We start from the raw sequence: 19573 nt of genomic DNA on the forward strand, positions 1-19573 counted from the left end.
TTACGACAAATAAAATTCAAAAATAATTACTCTGATTCAGATTCTGAATTAATACTAACTGCACGCGCTGGGACGACAGTAGAAATTGCATGTTTATACACCATTTGGGTCACGGTATTACGCAAAAGCACAACGTACTGATCAAATGACTCTACATGACCTTGCAGCTTAATGCCATTCACTAAGTAGATCGAGACAGGAATATGCTCTTTTCTTAATGCGTTCAAAAATGGGTCTTGTAACAGTTGCCCTTTATTGCTCATAACAGCTCCATTGTGTTGTTGTGATTAGGAGTTGGGGACACCTTTTTAAATTTCAAGTGTCCAAAAGATAATTAAGATACCACGAGAACTTAATTTTTAAAACACTTACCGCGATTTAAACGAAGTAAAATTCGTGATACCTAATTCATTACTTCGAATCTTTAGTAAAAGGATTTTTACCGGAACGCATTTCTATGCGCAATGGTGTTCCTGTCAAAGAAAAGGTTTCTCTGAAATGTTTTTCCAAGTAACGCTTATACACGTCACCAATCGCATCCAATGCATTGCCGTGAATAACGATGATAGGTGGATTTTGACCGCCTTGATGAGCATAACGCATCTTAGGACGAATTGATCCTTTACGTTTTGGTTGTTGATGTTCAACCGCCTCAATCAAGGCACGCGTCAATTTTGGCGTGGACAAATTCACCATCGCAGCTTCATAGGCTGCATCAATTGATTTCATCAACGGACTAATACCTGTCGACTTCAGCGCGGAAATAAAATGAAATTTCGCAAAAGTAAGGAAATTCAATTTACGTTCGATGTCCATTTTAATCTCATCGCGCCTATCGCTTTGCAGGCCGTCCCATTTATTCACGCCGACCACCAAGGCACGGCCAGACTCCAGAATAAAACCAGCAATATGGGCATCTTGCTCGGAGATATCTTGTTGCGCATCAAGTAGCAGCAATACGACGTTCGCCTCAGAAACTGACTGTAAAGTTTTCACCACAGAGAATTTTTCAATCGCTTCAAATACTTTACCGCGACGGCGAATACCCGCTGTATCAATTAAAGTATATTGCTGACCGTCACGCTCAAAGGGAATTTCAATTGAGTCACGTGTAGTTCCTGGCATATCAAAAGCAATTACGCGCTCCTCACCAAGCAAGGTATTCACCAAAGTTGATTTGCCAACGTTCGGGCGGCCAACGATAGCGATTTTAATGCCTTTGGCTGCATCCGCGACTTCATCTTCTTCTGGCGGCCGTGATGCGTGTGCAATATTGAGTGCTTCGTCCACCAAATCAGCAACGCCGTCACCATGTGCAGATGAGATCACATAAGGATCCCCAAGACCAAGCTCATAAAAGTCAGCTGCAACACTGGTGTAGCGCATTCCTTCAGCCTTATTTACTACCAGCATCACAGAGCGACCCGATTTACGCAAAAAATCCGTAATCGTTTTATCGTGGGGAGTTAAACCTTGACGACCATCAACCAAGAAAATCACAACATCTGCCTCAGCCACCGCTTGTTTGGTTTGCTTTGCCATTTCGTGCATGATGCCTTCTTTGGCGACCGGCTCAAAGCCACCAGTATCGATGACCAAAAATGGGCGCTCCCCCACTCTCCCTTCACCATAATGGCGATCACGGGTTAAGCCAGGCATGTCAGCGACCAAAGCATCGCGGGTACGCGTCAGGCGATTAAAGAGTGTAGATTTGCCGACGTTAGGTCGACCGATTAAAGCAATAACTGGTTTCATTAATTTATTCCGTCGCAAATGCGACAACAGCACCTAGTTTAGTTTGAATAACCAGGTTATTACCGACCAAGATCGGGGCAGACATAATCTTACTTCCATCCGTAGCCATACGAGCCAGGAAAGAACCATCTTCTCTAGACAAAAAGTGCAAATAACCAAAACGATCACCGATCACTACTGCACGGCCGAACGACGATGGTGTTGCCAGACCACGATTCGTCAATTTGTCATTTTTCCACATCGTGGCGCCGCCACTAAGTGCATAGGCAAAAACGCCACCTTCATTATCAGCCGCGAATGCAAATCGCTCATCGGCAGCAACGCCAACTTCGCTGGAGATATTTTTTGTCCACTTTGCACTACCATTCGCCAAATCAAAGCAACCAACGCGACCTTGATAGCTTGCAGCACAAACATTATTGCCGACCACAGCAGGCGCACCAGACATATCAACAATGCGCTCCAGCTCTGTTGCTCCTTTTGGCTCAGCAGCAGTAGCCTCCCAACGCAAGCCACCATTTTGCAAAGCTAACGCGATCAACTTACCACCCGGTGAGGAAATAAACGCTAACTGATCTTTAATCGTAATCCCCGTCACGATACGTAAAGTCAACACTGGCAATGGTCGCTCAACCGTCCATTTTCGCTGACCTGTATTAATATCAAAAGCAGAAATGCGGTTATCAATACTATGCACTAAGACCAAGTCATCGGACAAAGCAGGTGCTGATAAGATTTCGCTAGGCGCCTGACTTTTCCAGCGCAATTTACCTTGCGTATCAAACACAAACAAGACACCTTTTTCGCCCGCAACAGCGACCGCTTTTTGATTCGCACCAACACCTGCGGTTAATGGCAAGTCTGCTTTAATCTTCCACGCAACTTGACCATTAGCATTATTAATTCTAGCGACGGTTCCATCAGCTGCTGCAGCATAGATATCATTACCAACAGCAGCAGGTAAAAAGACATAATCACCAGCGTTTGCGAGATTAACTGTCCACGCGTTTTTTACTGCCATGCTTTGCTTGAACTCTTGCAATGGTGCGGGCACATTCTTTGTATCCGCCTTAGCAAATGGATTTAAAGACGACAGTGTCGAACATCCAGACAACAAACTCAAACTAACAACAAGAGATAAAGTGCTGCGTGAAAACATAGTCAATTCCAATTTATTTTTTCTCAGAAGGGATAGCAGCTTTTACTTCAAGCGCACCACCGATTGCATCCAATTTAATCTGAACCAATTGGCGTCCAGCGTGTTTCTCACCCATTTTATCCAAAGCACTCTTATACATTTCACGCGCTTCTTTGATTTTATTTTGAGCGACCAAAACATCCGCTTTTTTATCTAATACATCGGCTTCGAATTCAGCAGGAAAATCGCCCGTTAAAGCCTTAGACGCCTCATCAAAATTCTTTTCATCTAGGAAAATTGCGGACAAGCGCAGTTTTGCAAGTGCTTTGAATTCATTGGTATGGGCATGGTCAACAGCCCAAGTCAACTGAGTTTTTGCAACTTTTATGTCATTGTTATCAAATGCACTTTTCGCTGCAGCTAAAGCAGCCATCGTGGCATACGCAGTACCACTATATTTTTCAACAAGGGCTGCCGTTGCGCCTTGCACTTTGGCGTTATCTTTCAAACCAACAGCACGTTGCACTTCCTCGTACAAAGTAGATGCTTGTGCTGCCTGATTGCGTTGATAAGTATTCCAACCAGTCCACGCAGCAAAACTTGATAATGCCGCGATTAACAACCATGTAACCAAATTACCGTTCTGTTTCCACCATGCTTTGAGGGTGTCAATTTGTTCTTGCTCTTCGAGATCGTATGCCATTTTTTATTAATGATGAATGTGAATATGATTAGGGTTGTCGCACTGGGATTCGTCGTGATCAGCACCTACTATTTGATCGACTAAATAATCAACCGCAGTATCAAAAGGAACGCTGGTTTGATTATTCGCAAAATCGTCTGAACGCATAGACTTTACAGTGACTGTCTCAGCCGCAGCTTCATCTTCGCCAATAATGACAGCAAATGCAGCGCCACTAGCATCCGCCTTCTTCATTTGCGATTTAAAACTACCGATTCCCGTAGCAGATGCGCAATGTAACACAACATCTAGGCCTGCATCACGTAAACGCTCCCCTAAAACGAAAGATTGCATTTGCGCTTGCTCGCCTTGATGTACTAAATAGACATCACAACTATTCGCAATTTCAGCATCGCCATTGAGTTTCATTAGCTCCAACAAGCGCTCAACTCCCATCGCGAAACCACAAGCCGGTGTCGGTTTTCCGCCAAAAATCGTAAACAGAGTATCGTAGCGACCACCGGCACAAACTGTGCCTTGCGCGCCCAGCTCATCTGTAACCCACTCGAATACCGTACGATTATAGTAATCCATACCGCGCACCAATCTTGGGTTAATCGTAAATGGAATACTATTATGGCGTAGTATCTTCTGTACGCCTTCAAAATGCGCTTTAGATTCTTCACCTAAAAAATCCAATAATTTAGGCGCCTTGTTCACTAACTCTTGCATCGCAGGATTTTTGGTATCGAGAATACGCAGAGGATTGGTATATAACCGACGTTGTGCCTCAGCATCCAATTGTTCTTTGTGTTGCTCAAAATATGCGATTAACTCAGCACGATGTTTATTGCGCTCCGCGGCATCACCGATCGAATTCAACTCCAAACGCACATTTGAAAGACCAAGGTCATCCCACAGGCGCTGGCACATCGCAATTAGTTCAGCATCAATATCTGGACCTGCAAAACCTAAAGCTTCAGCACCGACTTGATGAAATTGACGATAGCGACCACGTTGCGGTTTTTCATGACGAAACATAGGACCGTTATACCAAACGCGCTTTGGACCTTCATAAGTAATGTTATGCTCCAAAGCCGCTCGTACAATACCCGCAGTATTCTCAGGACGCAGAGTGAGCTTATCGCCATTCATCGCATCTTCAAAAGAATACATTTCTTTCTCAACGATATCAGTAACCGCGCCTAAACCTCGGGCGAATAAAGGTGTAGCCTCTACAATCGGTGTACGCATCTGTTGAAAACCATAGCTTTTCAACACCGATTGCACTGTATTTTCAAATAACTCCCAAAGCGCAGCCTGTTCCGGAAGAATGTCATTCATCCCTTTAATACCGCTGATCTTTTCTATTTTTTTGTCTTCGGACATGCGCTTATTTCCACTTTCATTTCCATTTTATTTTTAATTGAAATCTAATCTCTTAATATAATTTCTTTACGCCGTCGGCGCGTAATTGGCTTGCACATAATCGAGCACAATCTGCTGAAAATCTTTAGCGATGTTATCACCACGCAGAGTCATGGCTTTCACGCCGTCAATGAACACAGGTGCTGCAGGTGACTCACCTGTTCCAGGTAGGCTAATACCAATATTGGCGTGTTTTGATTCACCGGGGCCATTCACAATACACCCCATCACCGCGACATTCATACTTTCCACACCAGGATGACTGAGCTTCCAACTTGGCATCTGTTCACGCAAAAACGATTGGATATTATCGGCTAATTCCTGAAACACCGTCGATGTCGTTCTGCCGCAGCCAGGACAAGCAATCACCATAGGCATAAATTTACGCAAGCCCATTGTCTGCAAAATTTCTTGCGCGACAAAAACTTCCCGGCAACGATCACCGCCAGGCTCAGGCGTCAAGGAAATCCGAATCGTATCGCCTATACCCTCTTGCAAAAGGACAGACAAAGCAGCAGTCGATGCAACGATACCCTTACTGCCCATGCCTGCTTCTGTCAAACCTAAATGCAAAGGATAATCACAATGTTTACCGATTTCTCGATAAACCGCAATCAAATCCTGCACGCCGGACACCTTGCAAGATAGAATAATTTTATCCGCTGCCAAACCTAGTTCTTCTGCCCTGTGTGCACTCTCAATCGCTGATGTAATCAAGGCTTGATACATTACCGATTGTGCACTCAATGGCTCAGCGCGCTGAGAGTTTTCATCCATAATTCTAGCGAGCAAGGCCTGATCCAAGCTACCCCAATTCACACCAATCCGAACTGGCTTATCGTAACGACACGCCATCTCTATCATTTGTGCAAACTGTATATCGCGCTTAGCGCCTTGACCAACATTGCCAGGATTAATTCTGTACTTAGATAAAGCACTCGCACAATCAGGAAAATCTTTCAACAAGGTGTGACCGTTGTAATGAAAATCACCGACCAATGGAACATCGATACCCATACGATCCAACTGCTCCCGAATCGCAGGAACAGCAGCAGCGGCTTCAGGATTATTGACGGTTATGCGCACCAACTCTGAACCAGCACGCGCCAGCTCTTTGATTTGTATCGCAGTTGCTATCACGTCGGCTGTATCGGTATTGGTCATGGATTGAATTACCACTGGCGAATTACCGCCAACGGTAACAATCTTTTCTTTATAGGACACTTTTACAGCTCTAGATTCACGACGCAAAAGTGATCCAGAAGAAATTTCCTGCAAGTTAATCAACATACTTACTTCACCGTAAAATTGGCCACATTACTGCCGCGTTCAGAGGAAATAGTCAAAGGCTGCCCGCGCAACAAAGCATCTACACCCGCAGCATTGCCAATTCTTACTTGCAAGCCTTGTTTGATGTTAAACGACTCTTCCGTGCCCGCTTTTGCCAGGCGAGCAACCAATATCGCGCCTGTATCCGTTTTCACCTGTATCCAAGAATTTTCGCGGAATTTGAACACGACGACATCGGCACTAGCAGTGGCTGCAGGTGTAACAACACTATTAGCCTTTGGAACTTCTGTGGCTGGCACTACTTTCGACGTCAAATTAACAGCTTCTAGCTTATCTTGAGACGTTTCTGGAAGGACGTTTTTTTCTTCAACTTGAATCCCTGGTACAGGCACCGCTTCAGACCCTTGCAGAGTTGGCATGGAAGTAACCGCACTCTCCACTTTTGCCGGGCTCGAATTTACACCCGTATCATTGTATGCGGGGATTTCTTGTGGTGCAGCTGCGGGCTTAACCAGCTCATCTGAAGCTGACTGGGTCATTGAAGGCGTCTGAAACTTTACAATCAAATTTTTACCGAATTCAGTCTTTTGCAGAACCAAAAAAATCACCACCAACACAATTAAGAATATGGCGCCAATAATATAGCGGCGATTATTATCATGATGTCCAAGCAAAGACAAGCGAGAATCAACAAACGGTGTCGACAAGGCAGGACGCAAGGAAGTTTCCAATTGCACCAGCTCACCATCCCTTGGTAATAAAGCGATTAAATTATCCGCATCAATTTTCAGTAACTTGGCGTAGGCACGCACAAAGCCACGAACTATGACCAGCTTCGGTAATTTTTCAAACTGATTTGATTCCAATGCAAGAATCTGACCTTGCGACAATTTCAACTGCTCCGCAACATGCTGAATACTCCAGTTTCTCTGCTGGCGCCCAGCTGACAGCCTGCCACCAACGGACATGTCAGATATCACATTAACTGACTCAGGAGCATCATCACCCTCAACAAGAGTCGATACTTGCGACAAATCATTCATTAAACGCACCTTTTTGGAACGACGCGAATTCTTTTGAATTCGGATGTCTACGACGTAATTGTGTTGCCAAGCCATTTACTGACGCTGCATCGCCAAGTTTATTATCAATCTTAATTGCTAACCACAACACATCAGCAGCGAAGATTTCTTCTCTCAATACACGCTGAATGTAAATCCTAGCATCTGAAAATTGCCCCCTGTCAAAATAAAGCTTGGCAAGATTCCCATTGATAGTCGGATTATTGGGTTGCAACTCAGCACCCAACTTAAAATAGCGCTCCGCGGTTGCCAGATCTTTCAAACGCAAACTACAAACACCAGCACTGACCATAGTCTTCACAGGCGCAGCATAAGTGCGATCACTCAAAACCTTATCAAACAAAGGCAAAGCCTGTTTTCCACGACCATTCTCACAGAGAAACCATGCGTAGTTATTCGTAATATCCGAATTCGTAGGATCTAACTTACGAGCGTGCAAAAAATTCTCTTCGGCTCTTGGCATGTCATTCATTTCCATCTGAATTAATGCGCGCAAACTATATGCATCAGCAAAATTCGGCGACAAACTAACAACCTGGCGAATTTCCTCTAAGGCCGGCTTATATTGACCCTGCGTAAAATAATCGACTGCCAGTTGCATACGAATTGAGACCCGGCGTTGCACATCAGGCGTTTCGGTCCTCACCTTTTCATCATCCATCGAACTTACGAAACGAGAACTAGAACAAGCAGCCAAGAGCAATGTGCAAGAACATAAAAAGATCACTGAAACTGCTTTGCAGGATTTCATTCCTTAATCTCCGTAATTTTGCCAAAATTGGGGCCAAATTTTTTCTGGTACTCAGACATTTGCTGCATACGCTCTTGAACCCGGGTTCTATCTTGCACTTCGCCAGCCAATTGACCACAAGCGGCATCAATATCATCACCGCGGGTTTTACGCACAGTCGTGACAATACCAGCGTCCATCAAAACTTGTGCGAACAATTTAATACGCACGTTTGACGAACGTTTTAAACCAGACTCTGGAAAAGGATTAAACGGGATTAAGTTAAATTTGCACGGAACGGTTTTCACCAAAGCCACCAGCTCCCGCGCATGCTGATCAGTGTCATTGACACCGTCTAACATACAATATTCAAAAGTAATGAAGTCGCGCGGCGCGAACTCCAAATAACGACGACAAGCATCCATCAGCTCATGCAACGGATATTTCTTATTCAATGGCACTAAACCATCGCGCAATTGATCGTTCGAGGCATGCAGAGATACCGCCATCGCCACGGGACATTCCCTCGACAGTTTATCAATCATTGGCACTACACCACTCGTCGACAAAGTCACTCGGCGACGTGACAAGCCGTAGGCATTATCGTCCAGCATCAACTTTAAGGCAGTGACAGTTGGCTCAAAATTCAACAACGGCTCACCCATTCCCATCATCACCACATTGGTAATTTGGCGCTCGCCTTTCGGACCAGGCTCTATGCCCTTAGTTCTACGCAGCTCAAATTCAGCCATCCACAACTGGCCAATAATCTCACCTACGCTTAAATTTCGATTAAATCCTTGTTTACCAGTAGAACAAAACCGACAATTAACTGCACAGCCCGCTTGTGTAGAGATACACAAAGTGCCGCGGTTTTCTTCTGGAATAAATACAGTCTCAACTGCATTTCCATTTCCGACATCGACAAGCCACTTACGGGTACCGTCGGTCGATGTGTGATCACTAATTACTGCCGGCGCCGAAATATGCGCACGCCCCGCCAACTTCTCTCGCAAAGATTTTGCCAGATCAGTCATTTCATCAAAATTGCTAGCGCCGAATTGATGTATCCAGCGCTGCAATTGTTTTGCGCGAAACGGCTTCTCACCCAACTCGCCACAATACGCTACAAGTTGTGCAGGATCAAAATCCAATAAGTTGGTGAGTGCCGTCATTTAAATCTTCGCTTTAAATTTTTTCGCGCCTGAGGCAAGCGCCCCAGATAAAACCAATAATTACAGTACGTTTGCTTCAGTACAGATTAACGTGAATACACGTTCAATGCTGGGAAGAAGTAAGCGATTTCATTTGCAGCTGTTTCCGCAGCATCAGAACCGTGAACTGCATTTGCATCGATAGACTCAGCGAAATCTGCACGGATTGTGCCTTTTTCTGCCTTCTTAGGATCTGTTGCACCCATCAAATCACGATTTGTCAAAATCGCGTTTTCGCCTTCTAATACCTGTACGAAAACTGGACCAGAGATCATGAAATCGACCAAATCTTTGAAGAATGGACGTGCTGCGTGCACAGCGTAGAAACCTTCTGCTTCAGCGCGAGACAATTGTGTCAAGCGAGCTGCAACAACTTTCAAGCCAGCACCTTCGAAGCGGCTGACGATTTGACCAATAACGTTTTTTGCAACTGCGTCAGGTTTAATGATTGATAATGTACGTTCGATAGCCATCTAAAAACTCCAATAAAAAGAAAGGGTTAAGACAAAATTTCAAGAATTCATCTAACCTTAGATTTTAGCACGAAACCACTTCACCTAGGAAACATGTCTATTTTCTATTTTGCAAAAATACAGAACAAAATCGATATATCTTCAAAAAATTGCCAAAGAACTAGGAAAATAGGCAGTCATGAGCTTAATTAGTAGTCAAAACCTTTCTAGAGTTCAGCAAACATGGTACTGAGAAGCAGCAACTGTTAGACTTCGCGCTTCGATTCAATACAAAAATACGAGCAATCAAATGAGTACTACTGCAAAACGTTTCTCCGACTTAGCATTGAACCCAACATTAGTTAGCAATCTAGAAAGTTTGGGCTATCTGGAAATGACAGACATTCAGGCAAGCAGTATCCCTTTCATGCTGGAACATCGTGATTTGATTGCACAGGCTAAAACAGGAAGCGGCAAAACCGCTGCATTTGGCATTGGCATTCTAAGTAAGTTAAATCCCAGCTACTTCGCGACTCAGGCATTAGTGGTTTGTCCTACCAGAGAATTAGCGGATCAAGTGTCGAATGAATTGCGGCGCTTGGCTCGAGCCACCGCCAACGTCAAAATTCTCACCCTATGCGGCGGTACACCAATGCGCCCGCAAATCGCCTCATTGGAGCATGGCGCCCACATCGTAGTTGGAACACCGGGGCGACTACTCGACCACATTGGCCGCAAGAGCATTAATTTAGCAACCGTTCAAACTTTGGTACTGGACGAAGCTGATCGCATGGTCGACATGGGTTTTTTTGAGGATATCGTCGGTATCGTGGCTGCCTGCTCACCGCGTCGTCAGACATTACTATTTTCGGCGACCTACCCAAATGATATGCGTCATGCGACCTCAAGTTTTTTACGCGACCCGATTGAGATCAAAGTTGAAAGCCAACACGCCAACCAACAAATCGAACAATTTTTCTTTGAAGTCACTCCCGAAAGCAGAAACACTGCAGTCAGCAAGTTACTTTTTCATTATCAACCCACCTCCAGCATCGCATTTTGCAATACCAAAATCCACTGTGATGAATTAGCCGAAGAATTACAACAACTGGGGATTACAGCGCTCGCCTTACACGGCGACATGGAACAACGTGATCGTGACGAGATTCTAGTGTTATTTGCGAATCAGAGTTGTTCCGTGCTTGTTGCCACCGACGTCGCTGCCCGCGGCATCGATATCCAGTCCTTAGGTGCAGTGATTAATGTTGACGTTTCTAAAGATACCGAGGTGCATATCCACCGGATCGGCAGAACAGGACGCGCAGGCGAACGTGGCTTGGCATTGACCTTGGCATCCACAAACGAAAAAAAATGGGTACGCCTAATTGAAGAATATCAAAACCAAAGCGTGACTTGGAAGTCTTTGAGTGAACTTAATCTCAATCAAACCGAATTGATTGCACCGAAAATTAGCATCTGCATTTCTGGTGGCAAAAAAGATAAATTGCGCCCAGGCGACATTCTTGGCGCGCTAACTGGCGAGGTCGGCGTCAGCAAAGATCAAGTTGGGAAAATAAATGTTTTTGAATTTATGTCTTACGTCGCAGTTGACCACGATATTGCCCAACAAGTTTTAAACAAGCTTGGACGCTGCAACATCAAAGGCAGACAGTTTAAAATTCGTGAAATTACTTGAACACGAAGTTGCATTAAGTCCTTTTTCAACGTACAGACCTGACAAGCAGAGACCAATCTTTATGATAAGAATTTTAATCGCAGACGACCACACCATCATGCGCGAGGGATTAAAACGCATCTTGGATGGCATCGAAGACATTCAAGTAATTGGCGAAGCGATTGATGGGCATGACACCATTACTAAAGTACGTTCAGAAAAATTTGACGTTTTGTTGCTCGACCTTTCCATGCCGGGTCGCAGTGGCGTGGACCTAATTCACCAAATTAAAGACGAATTTCCTAAGCTTCCCATTTTGATTCTCACTATGCATGAGGAAGAGCAATACGCTGTGCGGGCTATTCGCGCTGGAGCAAACGGATATCTGACTAAAGAAAGTGCTGGCACACAACTAGTAAGCGCTTTAAGAAAGGTCGCTTCTGGTCGGCCATACATTAGCATGGAGGTAGCAGAACAACTAGCAATGTCTGCAATGCCATCGACCAATAACGACTCCTCGCACGATTCATTATCAGACCGGGAATTTGAGGTTTTTTGTCATCTTGCAAAAGGCAAATCTATTACTGAAATTGGAGAGATGCTACATCTAAGCGTAAAAACGGTTAGTACGCATAAAACACGCATCATGCAGAAAATGGAGTTAAATTCAATTTCTGAGTTGGTGCAATACGCGATGACCCATCACTTATTGAAATAGTTCGTCCCCTTTTTCTTCTTTTCAAACTTCCCTATGAGCCCGCCTTCAAACGGGCTTCCCCTCCTCCGACTGTAGGATTATTCCTAGTCGCCTCAAGTAAGTTCCCACATTTCAAATCAGCAATTACTGATTTAAATCAAACACGTACATCGCCATAATGAACCCATGCCAATAACGCTAGTCCATTAAAGATCAAACGTGCCATGAACCTGTTTATAGTTGAAGATTCTCTCCTGATACAAAACCGTTTGGTACGATTCATTGAGGAGCTGCCAGACATCAGCATCGTTGGCATCACCACGGATATCGTCAGTGCCTACGACAAAATTCTTAACGCACATGCAGACGCGATGATTCTGGATATACAACTCCGCGATGGCAACGGATTAGTGCTGTTAAAAAAAATAAAAACCACTCATCCAGAAATTCGCGTCGTCGTCTTAAGCAATCATTCAAACGATGCAAATCGTATGCAAGCGCTGCGCGCTGGCGCCGATAGTTTCTTAGACAAATCTACTGATTTTGAGCAAATTCCGGGGATTTTGCATCGATGGAAAGCGTCTGGCGCAGCCCACTAAACTCCAGAAAAAAACAAACAAATCAATATCGATTTTTCTCAAATTAAACAGTTTATAAATTCATTTTAAAGAGAGCCCATCATGTCAAACTTATTTACACTAAATCAGCCAAATCGTTTTGCCGATGTCGCAAATATGTCTGATAGTGCATGGCGCCAGCAAGGCAGTTTGTGGTCTAACTTACGTCAAGTGTGCGAACTACTGACTATTCAGACACCAGCTACCGCAGATGCTGAAGACACACTATTTCAACATGTTCGCTTTAAAGCAGGTCAGCGCATCCATCGCATTGGACAAGCCTTTGATACGCTATACATTGTGAACTCCGGCTTTCTGAAAACGGTTCACATTGATGAATACGGTAACGAACAAGTATTGAGTTTCCCAATGAAGGGCGACTTATTAGGAATTGATGGCATACACAAACAACACTATGCGTCTGAGGCAATCGCATTAAGTGATTGCGATATGATTTTGGTACCTTACAAAACTTTTAGTTCTCTTGGTCGTATTCACGTAGAACTAGAACAAGCAATGTTTAGTGTAATGAGTCGTGAAATCGTACGTGAACAAATGATGATCAGTATGCTTAGCGCCCTCAGCGCCGAAGCTAAAGTGGCTCGTTTCTTAACCAACCTTGGCGAACGATTCAATCAAATGGGCTACTCTGGTCGCAGTTTCAACTTACGCATGACTCGCCAAGAAATAGGCAGTTATCTGGGATTAACATTAGAAACCGTCAGCAGAACCTTATCTGCATTAAACGAACTCAGTCTAATTTCCGTCGAACAACGTGAGATCAAATTGATCGATCCCGTCGCCTTAAAAACCTTACGCCGCTTACCTCCAGCCAAAGCCAGAATTAAAGTAAGCGATAAAGTAACAGAAAAAGTCACCGCACTCGTCAATAAAAACATCCTGCCGCAATGGAATAGTGACATGGTGGCGGCACTCAACTAGTATCTAGATATACGATCCACTCTGGAGTAAATCATGACTTACAAGACGATCCTAGTACACGTAGATGAAACGCAAAGTTCAGTTAAACGCACTCAAATTGCGCATACCCTTGCCGCAAAGTTTGATGCACATTTGACCGGAATTGCACTCACGGGCGTATCACGATACATTTTTGAAAGCACAGATCTTGGCGTCGGCGATCCCAATATTATGTTGCATCTATCTGCATTAAGAGAGCGTGCGGAAAAAGCGATAAGCCGCTTCAAACAATCCAGCACTGATTTAGGAGTAAGCACGACTGAATGTGTGATTGCTAACGACGAAGCCAACGGTGGTTTGGGCTTACGCGCGCGCTACGCTGATTTGATTGTCATAGGGCAAACCAATTTAAATGAACCCTCTCCTTCTGTGATGTCAGATTTCCCAGAGTTTATGGTGGTCAATTCCGGTCGCCCTGTATTGGTGGTTCCCCATGCGCGGACAAGCTCAACGACGATTGGTGAACGTTGCGTGGTTGCTTGGGATGGTAGTCGAGAATCCGCTCGTGCATTGACGGATGCAATCCCTTTATTGAAACTTAGCAAAATAGTCCATGTTTTGATCGTCAATCCAAATCAAACAGAACAAACGCATGGCGAAGAACCTGGCGCCGATGTAGCACTATTTCTCGCGCGCCATGGCATCAAGGTTGAGATCACAACCCGCTTTAGCACACACGACAAAGGTAGGGCTATATTGGATGTATGCAAAGAAAACGGGGCTGACCTCTTGGTCATGGGGGCTTATGGCCATTCACGGTTCAGAGAAATGATCATGGGAGGCGCAACTCGAACCGTGTTAGAGGCAATGGAAATTCCTGTTCTAATGGCTCATTAGTCTTGCCTTTCAAAACATCAAAAGCATTTTCAAACTAAAAATTGACTCCCTCTGCGTCGCCTCTAGGTATCTCCAAGTCACGTTTACTCATCTGAACTTTTCCAGCGCCAAGGGCGAAACAACCGTGTCCGTGAATTAATTCAAAACATACAGCTGTTTCGATTTAGGTGACAAGCTTAACTGGTGGTTGGCACCTATCTTGAAGAATACACAATCGTCAATTTTCTCGCTAAACTACGAATTCACCTATTCTTGTCACGCAACATGAAAAATGTCACCCAAAATGAATTGCAACGCATCACCTGGGTTAGCGTCAGCCTGTTCATTCTTTCCTGTATTCTTTGGTCGCAGCAGGCCCTATTTGCAAACATAAGAATACCCAATGCTCTCAGCATTCACACTGCGCTTGAGACTGCCACCATTATCATTTTTACTTCTGTGTTTATTGTTTCATGGAACGCCTTTGCCGATTTACGCAAACGCAGTAGCCTTATTTTAGCCACTGCATTTCTAAGCGCAGCGATTTTTGGCTTTTCGCATGCAATTTCATTTCAAGGCATGCCTGGATTTCCTGATGCATTGGACATGCACAAGTCGCTTAGTTTCTGGCTACTTTCACGCTATATCATTAGTCTTACATTGTTAGGCCTCGCGATTCAAACCAAAGACATTGAAATCTCAAACCGTCACTCCCTAATGAGTTTTTATATAATTTTAACTTTCTCCATTATTACCTGTGCACTGGTATTTAGCCTCGCAGAACACATCCCCATAACGTATCTACAAGGCACAGGGCAAACGCTTTTCAAAATTCAAGCAGAAGTCATTCTGGTGATAATAAACCTGATCACAGCTGCTGTGCTTTATCGTCAAATTTTGCGGTCTCAAAGCATTAACGCCTATAGCGATTTAAAGATTAAACGGACATTACTAATTTTCGCTTGCGTCATGATGGCGATTTCCGAAACTTACTTTTCTATGTACAAGTTTCCAGATGAATTATTTGTAGTCATCGGCCATGTTTTTCAGGTCTTTGCAGCGTTCGCCATTTATCGCAGTATGGTTGATATCAATATTCAAGCGCCCTATTCTGGATTAATTCAAACCACAAAGAACCTTCAAAAAACCGCAGATGAGTTAATGATTCACAAACGACGATTGGTGGGTGTCATTGAAACTGCAATGGACGGCATTCTGACCATAGACGAACAACACATCATTATTCTGGTCAATCCTGCTGCAGCTAGTATTTTTGGTTATACCGTAGATCAGTTATTAGGTGCCGCCATCGATATCGTTATCCCAATGCGACATCGTCATATTCACAATAATCATGTCAGTCAGTTTGGCGCGCGAGGCACAACAAGAAGAAAAATGGGGAGCAATTTCGATGATTACTATGTGACGGGCCTACATGCGAATGGAAGTGAGTTCCCTATTGAGGCGTCGATTTCTAGTTTAATCGAAAACGAGAAAAAATTTTACACCGTGATTTTCCGTGATATCAGCGAACGCAAAATCGCAAAAGAAAAAATGGCGCAATATCACGCGGAACTTAGTCAGCTTTCGTCAGCCTTACAGAGCATACGTGAAGAAGAGCGAAAACATATAGCACGTGAATTGCACGACGATCTTGGTCAATTATTGGCAGCATTAAGAATGGACTTATCTCTGTTGCAACGAGATCAAAATTTGGCGGACAAGTCACGTCTAACATTGAATAGTATGGATCAATTATTATTGACTTCCATAACCACCTTACGGCGCATCGCGACTGATTTGCGGCCTAGGGCCTTAGACGAAGGTGGTTTATTTTTTGCGCTACAAACACTCCAGAAAGAGTTCTCGCAACGACACGGTGTTCATTGTGAACTGATAGCAGACGAAGAACAGTTAATTTTAGACGATGAACGTAGCACCGCAATCTTCCGCATTATTCAAGAGTCATTAACCAATGTTGCCCGTCACGCTAAAGCAAATCGTGTCGCGATTCGTTTTGAGAGAGGCGACCAATCGCTCGCATTTACTATCCAAGATGACGGCCGCGGAATTGAAGAAGGTGCAATGAACAAAACTCGTTCTTTCGGCCTAGTTGGTATGCGTGAAAGAATCAAAGCCATGCAAGGTGAATTTAACGTTCAAAGTGAAGTTGGTAAAGGTACAAAAATCGAAATTAGTTTGCCTTTGTAAACTCAAGTTCCCATTCCTTATAGCTTAAACCTCAGGAATAGTGTATTAGCGGCTGGACTGATTCAATAACGAATAAAGGCACTCCAAAGCCAGGCTAAAGAATTATTGCAGTCTTTCATGAATAAAAATTTCTGCAAAATTGAGTAAATAGGACTAAGCTGATGCTTAAAGTGAGCTTAATGAAACAGGAGTAAAGATTATGACAATTTCTAGCCTCAACATAGGAATTTCAGGAATGAAGTCTTACCAAGGTGCTATCGATAGCAGCTCCAATAATATTGCCAATGCCAGCACGAAAAACTATCAGCCACAAACTGCAAGTTTTCAAGAGAATGCCAATGGCGGTGTGATTGTCAATATCAGCAAAACTAGTCAGCAACTGGCTAACCAAGATAGCGGCTTAAGTACGGATAGAAATGAATCAAGTGCTACCGATCTCGCTACCGAACTCACCAATAATTTGCAATATAAAGCCGGATTTGAGTTCTCTGCGAAAATCGTCAAAACGGCTGATGAGATGTTTTCGACCTTGCTTGATCTAAAAAAATAGACTGATCGACCATTTATTGAATTAAATAATCCTTTTAGTATCTAGGTGTAATACACAAAAAATCAGGCATGTTTTTCATATCAAAGTAAAACAAGCCAGCCAGCCCCATACCAATCAAAACTAATGCAAATAGCATCTGTACAAACACCATCAATCCGTTTGCCTTTAGTTGCCTCGAAATCTTTTGTGCTATGAGTAGATGTGGCAATGCTGCGAGGCCAAACACGACCATCAAAACAGCACCAGACCATGCAGCCCCAGACAACAACGCAAATGGGGCGATTGCGTATGATAGGCCACAAGGTAAGCAACCCCAAGTTAATCCAAGTAAGTAAGGATGTTGACTGCCTTTCTGCATGGTTGGCATAAGCTTGCCATAGACAGATTGAATCCTATTATTCAGAAAGACTGGCAGCAATGTCTGAACTTTCAATCCTAGTAAACGCAGTCCGAGTACAACCAATGCCACATTACCCAAGACAAAGAATACCGTTGTAATGGGTAAATCAGCTTTCCATTGTAGACTAGTAGCTCCGACCCCGCCAAATACCGCACCAATGAGTGCATAAGTCGTCAGACGACCAACATGCAATTTACATGCATATAAAAATTGAGTAACTTGAAATGTTGCTAACTCAGTTGCCTTTGCGGGAGTGGCATGAATCGTGATGACTTTGCCAGCAAAGCCTGGAGCATTGTATTTATTGCTTTCGCTGCCGGCAACTTGAGGTAAATTACTCAATAGCGATGCAATACCACCGCACATGCCTACACAGTGGAATCCACCGATCAGTCCCGCTGAAAGTACAGCCAAAATAAGCGGAAGCGTGATCATAACAAGTTAAACTAAATTAAATTAACTTAGAATACTTTGCACTGCTTTGACGTGACAAATACTGATCAAAGACCATACTGAAAGCACGCACAAACATACGGCCTTTTGCTGTCACGCTGACTGCAGACTTATCGATACTCATTAAACCTTCATCAACGTAAGTCCGCAAACGAGACAATTCATTTGCAAAATATTCTGAAAATTGGATGTCATATGTTTTCTCAAAAGCCGGGATGTCCAGCTTCGTGCTGCACATTAAATCCATGATGATCTCGCGTCGCAATAAATCATCTGCATTCAAATGGAAGCCCTTCTCTACCGGCAATTTATTCTGATCGAGGGCAGCATAGTACTCATCTAAAGTGCGCAGATTTTGCACATATGATGCGCCAATCTTGCCGATTGAAGACAGACCCAGAGCGATCAGGTCACAATCTGCACGTGTGGTATACCCTTGAAAATTTCTATGCAGGGACTTATCTTTAACTGCCAAGGCTAAACTATCGTCAGGTTTCGCAAAGTGATCCAATCCGATGTACACGTACCCCTCTGCCAATAAACGACGCAGAGACATTAAGAAGATCTGCAACCGTTGTTCAGCTGAAGGTAAGTCCGCTTCGTTTATACGGCGCTGCGGTTTGAAGCGTGTCGGCAAATGCGCATAGTTATACAAAGCGATGCGCGCTGGCGATAGCGCAATCACCTGATCTAAGGTACGTGAAAAGCTCTCTAAACTTTGTTTAGGCAATCCATAAATCAAATCAAAATTAATCGATTGAAATCCAACGTCCCGGCTCTGCGTAATGCACTTCTCAACCATGTCATACGGCTGGATTCTGTGCACGGCAATTTGTACTTGTTCATCAAAATCCTGCACGCCTAAGCTGGTTCGGTTAAATCCTATATCGGCTAATAACTGCAAAGTTTCGGCTGTAACAGTACGAGGATCAATTTCGATTGAGATTTCTGCGTCCTCCGCAAAATCAAAATTATCGCGCAGCATCGTCATTAGGCCACGCATTTCATCTTCACTCAGGAAGGTTGGCGTTCCACCACCCAAATGCAGCTGAGATATCGTTTCTCTGGAGCTTAAATGTTGCTTTACCAATTGCAATTCTTTTGCCAGATAATGTAAATAGATCGCAGACTTGCTACGATCTTTTGTAATAACTTTATTACAGGCACAGTAGTAGCAAAGCGAAGCACAAAACGGGATATGAATATACAAAGACAAAGGCGGCTTATTCACAGCATGATTGCGTTGCTCAAGATACTGACTATATGCTTTTTCGGAAAATTCGGTATGGAAACGATCGGCTGTCGGATAGGACGTATAACGTGGCCCTAATGAGTCGAAACGCCGGATCAGCTCCTCAGAAATCTCAAGATTATCTTTTGCGGTTTGTTCTAGAATCGCCAT

At 43.9% G+C, this 19573-nt stretch carries 19 protein-coding genes; 7 read left to right on the plus strand and 12 right to left on the minus strand.

Features of this window, described 5'->3' with window-relative positions; all coding sequences use genetic code 11:
- Positions 1-26: 26 nt before the first annotated feature.
- From hfq to ndk, 10 genes are all read right to left on the minus strand, one after another.
- Positions 27-263, minus strand: a complete 237-nt coding sequence (hfq, locus tag ACO0KZ_RS11035; RefSeq protein WP_422995204.1) for an RNA chaperone Hfq — start codon at positions 261-263, stop codon at positions 27-29.
- 148 nt (positions 264-411) lie between these two features.
- Entirely contained in the window at positions 412-1755 is a 1344-nt protein-coding gene (der, locus tag ACO0KZ_RS11040; RefSeq protein ID WP_422995205.1) for a ribosome biogenesis GTPase Der, read from the minus strand.
- Between the two features lie 4 nt (positions 1756-1759).
- Positions 1760-2914, minus strand: coding sequence for an outer membrane protein assembly factor BamB (bamB, locus tag ACO0KZ_RS11045; RefSeq protein WP_422995206.1), 1155 nt, complete (start codon positions 2912-2914; stop codon positions 1760-1762).
- 13 nt (positions 2915-2927) lie between these two features.
- Positions 2928-3596: a YfgM family protein gene (locus ACO0KZ_RS11050; protein ID WP_422995207.1), complete on the minus strand. Its 669-nt coding sequence runs from the start codon at positions 3594-3596 to the stop codon at positions 2928-2930.
- Positions 3597-3602: 6 nt separating this feature from the next.
- Positions 3603-4964 (minus strand): histidine--tRNA ligase, encoded by a 1362-nt coding sequence (hisS, locus tag ACO0KZ_RS11055; RefSeq protein ID WP_422995208.1) that lies wholly within the window; start codon positions 4962-4964, stop codon positions 3603-3605.
- A gap of 66 nt (positions 4965-5030) precedes the next feature.
- Positions 5031-6293 carry a flavodoxin-dependent (E)-4-hydroxy-3-methylbut-2-enyl-diphosphate synthase gene (gene ispG, locus ACO0KZ_RS11060; RefSeq protein ID WP_422995209.1) on the minus strand — a complete coding sequence of 421 codons (1263 nt, stop codon included), beginning with the start codon at positions 6291-6293 and terminating at the stop codon, positions 5031-5033.
- 2 nt (positions 6294-6295) lie between these two features.
- Positions 6296-7336, minus strand: coding sequence for a helix-turn-helix domain-containing protein (locus tag ACO0KZ_RS11065; RefSeq protein WP_422995210.1), 1041 nt, complete (start codon positions 7334-7336; stop codon positions 6296-6298).
- Positions 7329-8126, minus strand: coding sequence for a type IV pilus biogenesis/stability protein PilW (gene pilW / locus ACO0KZ_RS11070; RefSeq protein ID WP_422995211.1), 798 nt, complete (start codon positions 8124-8126; stop codon positions 7329-7331). Before pilW ends, ACO0KZ_RS11065 begins: the two co-directional genes overlap by 8 nt.
- The gene (gene rlmN, locus ACO0KZ_RS11075) at positions 8123-9280 is read right to left on the minus strand and encodes a 23S rRNA (adenine(2503)-C(2))-methyltransferase RlmN (protein ID WP_422995212.1); all 1158 of its coding nucleotides are present in this window, start codon (positions 9278-9280) and stop codon (positions 8123-8125) included. Before rlmN ends, pilW begins: the two co-directional genes overlap by 4 nt.
- Before the next feature lie 86 nt (positions 9281-9366).
- Positions 9367-9792 carry a nucleoside-diphosphate kinase gene (gene ndk, locus ACO0KZ_RS11080; protein ID WP_186889323.1) on the minus strand — a complete coding sequence of 142 codons (426 nt, stop codon included), beginning with the start codon at positions 9790-9792 and terminating at the stop codon, positions 9367-9369.
- A gap of 289 nt (positions 9793-10081) precedes the next feature.
- Here ndk and dbpA point away from each other — a divergent pair, with 289 nt between their 5' ends.
- From dbpA to ACO0KZ_RS11115, 7 genes are all read left to right on the plus strand, one after another.
- Entirely contained in the window at positions 10082-11467 is a 1386-nt protein-coding gene (dbpA, locus tag ACO0KZ_RS11085; protein WP_422995213.1) for an ATP-dependent RNA helicase DbpA, read from the plus strand.
- A 61-nt stretch (positions 11468-11528) separates the two neighbouring features.
- The gene (locus ACO0KZ_RS11090; RefSeq protein ID WP_422995306.1) at positions 11529-12164 is read left to right on the plus strand and encodes a response regulator; all 636 of its coding nucleotides are present in this window, start codon (positions 11529-11531) and stop codon (positions 12162-12164) included.
- 203 nt (positions 12165-12367) lie between these two features.
- Entirely contained in the window at positions 12368-12742 is a 375-nt protein-coding gene (locus ACO0KZ_RS11095) for a response regulator (RefSeq protein WP_422995214.1), read from the plus strand.
- 135 nt (positions 12743-12877) lie between these two features.
- Entirely contained in the window at positions 12878-13702 is an 825-nt protein-coding gene (locus ACO0KZ_RS11100; protein ID WP_422995307.1) for a Crp/Fnr family transcriptional regulator, read from the plus strand.
- A 33-nt stretch (positions 13703-13735) separates the two neighbouring features.
- Positions 13736-14578, plus strand: coding sequence for a universal stress protein (locus ACO0KZ_RS11105; RefSeq protein ID WP_422995215.1), 843 nt, complete (start codon positions 13736-13738; stop codon positions 14576-14578).
- Positions 14579-14842: 264 nt separating this feature from the next.
- Complete coding sequence (locus ACO0KZ_RS11110; RefSeq protein ID WP_422995216.1) at positions 14843-16768, plus strand: MASE3 domain-containing protein; 1926 nt, start codon at positions 14843-14845, stop codon at positions 16766-16768.
- Positions 16769-16967: 199 nt separating this feature from the next.
- The gene (locus ACO0KZ_RS11115; RefSeq protein WP_422995217.1) at positions 16968-17318 is read left to right on the plus strand and encodes a flagellar basal body rod C-terminal domain-containing protein; all 351 of its coding nucleotides are present in this window, start codon (positions 16968-16970) and stop codon (positions 17316-17318) included.
- A gap of 34 nt (positions 17319-17352) precedes the next feature.
- Here ACO0KZ_RS11115 and ACO0KZ_RS11120 read toward each other — a convergent pair whose 3' ends face one another.
- Together ACO0KZ_RS11120 and hemN are read right to left on the minus strand one after the other, a co-directional pair.
- Positions 17353-18153, minus strand: a complete 801-nt coding sequence (locus tag ACO0KZ_RS11120; protein ID WP_422995218.1) for a sulfite exporter TauE/SafE family protein — start codon at positions 18151-18153, stop codon at positions 17353-17355.
- A gap of 16 nt (positions 18154-18169) precedes the next feature.
- Positions 18170-19573: an oxygen-independent coproporphyrinogen III oxidase gene (hemN, locus tag ACO0KZ_RS11125; RefSeq protein ID WP_422995219.1), complete on the minus strand. Its 1404-nt coding sequence runs from the start codon at positions 19571-19573 to the stop codon at positions 18170-18172.

This window comes from Undibacterium sp. Di24W (genome assembly GCF_049340325.1).
GTDB lineage: Bacteria > Pseudomonadota > Gammaproteobacteria > Burkholderiales > Burkholderiaceae_D > Undibacterium.